8 protein-coding genes are annotated in these 6,121 nt (G+C 44.4%); 6 read left to right on the forward strand and 2 right to left on the reverse strand.

Annotation, left to right across the window (positions count from 1 at the left end; translation table 11 throughout):
- Positions 1 to 74 precede the first annotated feature (74 nt).
- The 5 genes from JHC35_RS04500 to JHC35_RS04520 all read left to right on the forward strand — a co-directional run bounded on the left by JHC35_RS04500 (position 75) and on the right by JHC35_RS04520 (position 3,555).
- Entirely contained in the window at positions 75 to 1,430 is a 1,356-nt protein-coding gene (locus JHC35_RS04500; protein WP_295042417.1) for an FAD/NAD(P)-binding oxidoreductase, read from the forward strand.
- 115 nt (positions 1,431 to 1,545) lie between these two features.
- Entirely contained in the window at positions 1,546 to 2,016 is a 471-nt protein-coding gene (locus JHC35_RS04505; protein ID WP_295042419.1) for a thiosulfate oxidation carrier protein SoxY, read from the forward strand.
- 12 nt (positions 2,017 to 2,028) lie between these two features.
- Positions 2,029 to 2,361, forward strand: coding sequence for a thiosulfate oxidation carrier complex protein SoxZ (gene soxZ / locus JHC35_RS04510; protein WP_295042421.1), 333 nt, complete (start codon positions 2,029 to 2,031; stop codon positions 2,359 to 2,361).
- A 17-nt stretch (positions 2,362 to 2,378) separates the two neighbouring features.
- Positions 2,379 to 3,107, forward strand: coding sequence for a Rieske 2Fe-2S domain-containing protein (locus JHC35_RS04515; protein WP_295042423.1), 729 nt, complete (start codon positions 2,379 to 2,381; stop codon positions 3,105 to 3,107).
- A gap of 10 nt (positions 3,108 to 3,117) precedes the next feature.
- Positions 3,118 to 3,555, forward strand: coding sequence for a hypothetical protein (locus tag JHC35_RS04520; RefSeq protein ID WP_295042425.1), 438 nt, complete (start codon positions 3,118 to 3,120; stop codon positions 3,553 to 3,555).
- 25 nt (positions 3,556 to 3,580) lie between these two features.
- On the opposite strand, the gene JHC35_RS04525 is transcribed toward JHC35_RS04520, so the two are convergent.
- Together JHC35_RS04525 and JHC35_RS04530 are read right to left on the reverse strand one after the other, a co-directional pair.
- Positions 3,581 to 4,132, reverse strand: coding sequence for a YceI family protein (locus JHC35_RS04525; RefSeq protein WP_295042427.1), 552 nt, complete (start codon positions 4,130 to 4,132; stop codon positions 3,581 to 3,583).
- 96 nt (positions 4,133 to 4,228) lie between these two features.
- Positions 4,229 to 5,800 (reverse strand): B12-binding domain-containing radical SAM protein, encoded by a 1,572-nt coding sequence (locus JHC35_RS04530; protein WP_295042430.1) that lies wholly within the window; start codon positions 5,798 to 5,800, stop codon positions 4,229 to 4,231.
- 70 nt (positions 5,801 to 5,870) lie between these two features.
- Here JHC35_RS04530 and JHC35_RS04535 point away from each other — a divergent pair.
- On the forward strand, positions 5,871 to 6,121 hold a 251-nt coding region (locus JHC35_RS04535), incomplete at its 3' end, for a PEP/pyruvate-binding domain-containing protein (protein ID WP_295042432.1).

The raw sequence follows: 6,121 nt of genomic DNA on the forward strand, positions 1-6,121 counted from the left end.
TAAAAACCATTAAGGAAAGCAGGGTTAGACTGCCGTCTGATACAAAAATCTTATACTTAACGAAGGAGTTAATGATGGCGCTATCAAGAAGAGATGCAATGAAATTTACCGGGTTGGCTGCAGTAACAGCAGCAGCAAGTGGTTATGCAAAAGGGAACGAGGGGGGAGCAAAAGCGGCAGCGCAAGGTATTTTGCTTTCACCTGCTCCGATCCCTGCGGCAAAAGGACCGCGTGTTGTTATCGTGGGTGCAGGACCGTCTGGTTTGACGATTGCTAAATACGTCAAAAAGGCTAATCCAAAAGTTGATGTAGTTTTGATGGATAAACGATCCGTATTTATGTCCGGTTTCATCAGTAACTTGGTAGCGACAGGCGTTTTGCCGCTTGATTTTATCACACACGACTTTTTAGAAGGTGCACGTAACGGTAACTATACATTTTTACAAGCAACTGCACACGAAATCGATCGTACGTCAAAAACTGTCTATACCAATGAAGGGACAATCAAATACGATGTCTTAGTGTTGGCTCCGGGGATCGATTACGATTACTCAAAATGGACCAACGGTGATGTAGAGCTTGAAACAGCGCTTAGAACAAAATTCCCAGGCGCGTTCATCGCCGGTAGCGAAACGTTGACCCTTAAATCGAAAATCGAAAACATGGAAGGCGGAGTGTTCGTTCAAACCGTTCCTGGCGGAAACTACCGTTGTTTGCCTGGACCGTATGAGCGCAGCTGTTTGATCGCGGATTACATGAAACGCAACAAAATCAAAGGTAAGGTGGTCATTTTGGATGAAAACCCGAACATCACCATCAAAGCCGACGGTTTCCATTCAGCGTTTGAAAAGCTGTACAAAGATTACATCACCTATATGCCGAGTACAACCATTACGAAAATCGATCCGGTAAAACAAAGAATTACTACCGAACTTGGTGAAGAGATCGATTTTAACGATGCAGCGCTTTATAGCCGTGTTCGCGGTAATAAATTGCTTGAAATCGCCGGTGTTGCAAAAGACAGCGTATTCAACAAAGGTGAAGCAAATATTGATCCGTTTACGTATCAAGTTATCGGAGATAAAAACGTATTCTGTACGGGTGATGTTCGTCCGATGGGCTTCTCTAAATCTGCAAATACGGCAAATACCGAAGGTAAAATCGTTGCTAAAAACATCGTTAAATACCTTGCAGGTGAAGAACTCAGTCAAAAAACATGGAGTTCGCCGCTTACGGTGTGTTATTCAGCCGTTCAAGGGGTTGAAATGCGCGCTATCTCTGTTCATGCGGAATACGCGTATGATGAAACCAAAAAATCATTCGGTTTTGCGAATGCCGGAACAATGGAAAAATGGGACGGAGCTGACGGTATTGCCGGCGGTAAAGGTCTTGTTGAATGGGGTAAAGGTCTTTATCGAGACTTTTTCTAAGCCTTATTTTCTTGCGCGGTCCTTCCGTGCAAGGCAGTTTCAAGCAATCCCAGATTGTTTAAATCTGTCTTGCTGTAGAGATAGACGATTATTATTTTTTGAAAGAGAGGAAAGTATGAAGAGACGCAGTTTCATCAAAGGGACGTTTGCGCTTGCAACGATCGGATTGCTGAATCCCGTTTTATTCCGTCATGGGTTAAGCGCGACGGAAGAGGCGGTAGAGATGCCCTATGCCGAGTTGCTGAATGACTATTTATCGGGGAAAAAAGCGGAAGACGGGAGTTCAATTATGACTCTGAATATCCCAGAAGCTCCTGAAAACGGCGCGGTTGTGCCGGTTGAAGTCACTATCAACCACCCGATGAGTGCCGATAATTACATCAGTAATATCACGGTTCTAACGACAAAGAACAAAGCCAATAAAGCGGTTTCGTTTGATTTGACCCCTGCGAGCGGGATGGCGTATCTGTACGTGAATGTCAAAATGGGACAAACCCAAGACGTTGTGATTTTGGCGAAAACCAATAAAGGGAAAATTTTTAAAGCATCCCAAAACGTTCGAGTCGCTCTCGGCGGATGCGGTTGATAAGGAAATACGATGGAATTACGCGGAACAGTAAAAATTTTAGATCAAAACTATAAAGTTGGTGATGTAGTAAAAGCAAAAATCATTATTATCCATAAAATGGATACTGGATTTACCAAAGACAAAGAATCGGGGAAAACGTTTCCCCGTTTTTACATGAAAGAGATCACGGCTACGTACAACGGAACCGTTGTTGCCCATTTTGAATTGGATGTTGCTACCAGTCAAAATCCGGTATTACAATTTCCGTTGAAAGTGACAGGTCCGGGGACACTGGTGGTTGATTTTGTAAACTCGGATGATGATAAAGCGCAAAAATCGGTAGCTATCGCCCCTGCAGGGTGAGAGAGGGATTATTGAGAATGGAACGTAGAAATTTTCTGAAAGTTATGGCGGCTGGGGCGACGATTGTAGCGGTAAACCCTTCATTAATCCGTGGGACGCTCTATGCGGATGACGGACGTTTGTATACGGCGTATGAAAAAGCGCAAATTGTTGATGCCTCAGGTGCTCCGATCAAAGCCTCGGCTCTCGAAAAAGAGGTGACGTATATTTTCAACTATCCGTTTGCTTCAACTCCGAGTATGCTGATCAATCTTCCGGAAGCGACACAGCAGGAAGTGACGTTGAAATCGGAAGCGGGTGAAGAGTACGTATGGAAAAGCGGAGTGGGAAATAATCGAACCATTGTTGCGTACAGTGCGATTTGTGCCCATCAGTTGACCCATCCGACTCCAAATGACAGTTTCATCAAATATGTCCCAAAAGCGACTCCGACGATGGCGTATGAAAAAAGCGGAATTATCGTGTGTTCCTCTCATCTTTCGGCATACGATGCTTCAGCCGGAGCCAAAGTGTTAGGCGGAGCGGCGACTCAGCCTCTTGCAGCGGTTGTTTTGGAAGTGGCTGAAGATGATACGATCTGGGCGGTGGGTGTTTTAGGATCGGATAAATTCCAAGACTATTTCAAAGCGTTTAAACCGGAGCTTAAAGAGTTTTACGGTGGGCCGGCACAAGCAAAACAGCTTGTCTCCATTTCGGCAAAAACGGTTAAACTCACCGAATATTCCAAAGAAATAATCCAATACTAAAGGGTCACAGATGAACAAAGTATTAATGGGATTGGTTCTCTCTTCACTTTTTGCAGCATCTTCGCTTTTAGCCGCAGAAAAAACGGTTATTGATCCTAAAGAGAAAGTGCATCGTACGATGCTGATGAAAGATATGCGCAGTATGCTTGATGCAATGGAAGAGATCCAAAAAGGGGGACTCTACAGTTCAACCGAGGATATGAAATCTGGCGTGAAAAAACTGCAAGGGACCTTGAAAGTTTTGGAGAGCAATGAGATTAAATTCATCCTTCCGAAAGATCAGGTTTATGCCTATAAATTCGCCCAAAAAACGGCAAGTATGCTGAGACTCTATTCGGATGATATGATAGCATCCATCGAAGCGGGACGCATGGACGATGCATTGGAAGATTATACGCAGCTTCTTAAGCAATGCACCTCGTGTCATATCCGCATCCGTAACTGGTAAGCAGTATTTCTCGAAAGAGAAATACTTAGTAGCAGTTATTCGCAATTGGGATTTCAAAAGCAATTTCTACGTCTTGCCACGTTTTTCCGGCATGAAGAGTGAAACAGGTTGTATTGATCGATTGCAACGATTTTAACATACTAAAATCACTCAGATCGATTACCCCTTTTCCTACAATTTTCCCCTCTTGAACGACATAGCTCATCGGTATCGTTTTTGAAATTCCGTTCATAGTAATTTCGACTTGTGCTTTGGCCTCTTTTGCCGATATGATTTTTGCGCTAATTGTATCAATATTTTGAACTTTGAAAAACGATGAAACGAGCGTTGCATCACGTCCCGCGTTGCCCGAGTTGACACTCGCAGTTTCGATCGTGATACGGCTTTGGCTTAAAAATTCTTCGACGGTTTTTGCTGATTTTGGTGAAAATACTGTACGGTCAAACGAACCGCCGACACCGATTTTTTCATAGGTTTTGAATGCTTTCCAAGTTACTTTTGCGTTTTCGGAGTAGTAGGTACATTCGGCGAATGCGCTGCTGGCCAACAACAACCCGGTTAAAATGATTGCTTTCATATGAATCCTTTTTTGGATGTGGGTATAAAGTTATAACCCACTTTTGTATCCAAAGGAGTAAGAAAGGAGGATTAGATGAAGAGTTTAAGAGAAATGCTAAATACGTTTTGCCTGCCGCTTTGGGGTAACCCCTTTGGCCTCTTTTTCTTTTTTCTCTTGGGTTGATTGACGGAGGAAAAAAGGGATCGTTTTCTCCGGTCGGGATGCCAAATCGAGGGTTAAAGCCGCTTCAACACACTCTTTGTTATGGTATTGAATCAAATAGGCATGAATCAGTGCGATTTGACGCTCCAGTGAAATTTTCCATGTCGAGAGGGTTTGGGTATAGATCCACTCACTAAAGGCGTAGAATCCATCAAATACGCTCCCCTCAGCCCAGATCAACGGAACGGTTTTTGTGAAGCTTCCGCTGTTATAAAATATATCCCAAAAGCGTGCAAAGCGTTTCATTTTTTGGATTTGCTCGAAGCTGAGCAGATTGTTTTTCAAAATATCATAGGGAGGGGTGTCGCTGTAGATCATTCCGTGAACTTGATCGTGCCTCGAGAGGGTGGTTCCAGAGAGATTTTTGAGGATTCCGATCTGTATCTCGCTGTGGGTGAGGGAGACAAGCATATCGAGATTGCGACCAAATCCCTCGATACTCTCTCCCGGTAGTCCGACGATGAGATCGAGGTGCATATGTGCGTGCGTCTCGTTTTCCAAAAAGCGGAGATTCTCAACGATTTTTTCGAGCTTTAGCGGTCGGTTGATCCCTTTAGCAATCATCGGATCGAGTGTTTGGATACCGATCTCCAACTGCAGCGATCCCGTAGGAAAGCGTTTGATCTTCTCTTTGAGCACTTCGGGAAAATGGTCGGGAATTACCTCGAAATGGGCGAAATAGGGTGGCTCTTTGGAGAGAAAAAAGTCCAATATACGGTTAGCAAATGTCATATTGAGATTGAAGGTACGGTCGATAAACTTGAAGCTTCGAGCTCCTCGCTTCCAGAGAATTTCAAACTCTTCTAAAAGTTCGTCCAGTGGAAAATTACGTACTTTTTCATCGATGGAGGAGAGACAGAACTCGCACTCGAACGGACAGCCACGTGAGGCTTCGACGTAGATGTAGCGATGTGCCACGTCTTCGTCGCAGTAGGCACTGTAGGGGAGACGGATCGATTTGAGATCGGGGAGGGGGGCTTTGATGAATATGGGTTTGTCGTCATCCTCGGGCTTGACCCGGGGATCCAGCTGGATTCCCGCCTTCGCGGGAATGACGTGAGAAAATACAGACATGACGGGATTTAATATCTCCTTACATAACTCATAAAACGCCACTTCCCCTTCACCGCTGATGATGTAATCGGCTTTGGATAGATCGACGCGATGGGGTAGATGTCCCGCTTCAGGACCTCCGAGGACGATGATAGTCTCGGGTGAGACTTTTTTGAGGGTTTGGATCAGTTCTGAGCATTGTGCCGCATTCCAGATGTATACACTGATCCCGATGATGCGCGGTGAGTGTTTGAGTAAATCTTCGGCGATACTCTGTATCTGTTCATTCATCGTAAATTCGATGATTTTTGCCTCGGATTGTAACTCGTGCAGGTTGGCGTAAAGATAGCGCAATCCCAATGCGGTATGGGCGTAGCGGGCATTTAAAGTTGTTAGAAGAATAGTGTGCATAGGTTTTCCGATAAAAGATAAACGTATTATATGGTATTCTACAGTTACTAAGCCCTAAAGGTGGATGACTATGAAGTATGTTCGCACTCTGGATTCATTAGGAATCAATGATATTGCATTGGTTGGAGGGAAAAATGCCTCTTTGGGAGAGATGATAGGTTCTCTTAAACCGCTTGGGGTAAAAGTCCCTGATGGGTTTGCTGTAACCGCCGAGGGATACCGTCTCTTTATTTCCCATAATGATTTTGAGACCCCCATCCGATCCTTTTTTGAGGGAGTTGATCTCACCGACATCGAAGCGTTGAATCGGTGCGGTGAACA

It is taken from the genome of Sulfuricurvum sp., from assembly GCF_022759005.1.
Lineage (GTDB): Bacteria > Campylobacterota > Campylobacteria > Campylobacterales > Sulfurimonadaceae > Sulfuricurvum.

Coding starts and splice junctions, on each gene's coding strand:
- JHC35_RS04525 (WP_295042427.1), bottom strand. CDS start 4,132: ATGAAAGCAATCATTTTAACCGGGTTGTTGTTGGCCAGCAGCGCATTC.
- JHC35_RS04500 (WP_295042417.1), top strand. CDS start 75: ATGGCGCTATCAAGAAGAGATGCAATGAAATTTACCGGGTTGGCTGCA.
- JHC35_RS04515 (WP_295042423.1), top strand. CDS start 2,379: ATGGAACGTAGAAATTTTCTGAAAGTTATGGCGGCTGGGGCGACGATT.
- JHC35_RS04505 (WP_295042419.1), top strand. CDS start 1,546: ATGAAGAGACGCAGTTTCATCAAAGGGACGTTTGCGCTTGCAACGATC.
- JHC35_RS04520 (WP_295042425.1), top strand. CDS start 3,118: ATGAACAAAGTATTAATGGGATTGGTTCTCTCTTCACTTTTTGCAGCA.
- JHC35_RS04530 (WP_295042430.1), bottom strand. CDS start 5,800: ATGCACACTATTCTTCTAACAACTTTAAATGCCCGCTACGCCCATACC.
- soxZ (WP_295042421.1), top strand. CDS start 2,029: ATGGAATTACGCGGAACAGTAAAAATTTTAGATCAAAACTATAAAGTT.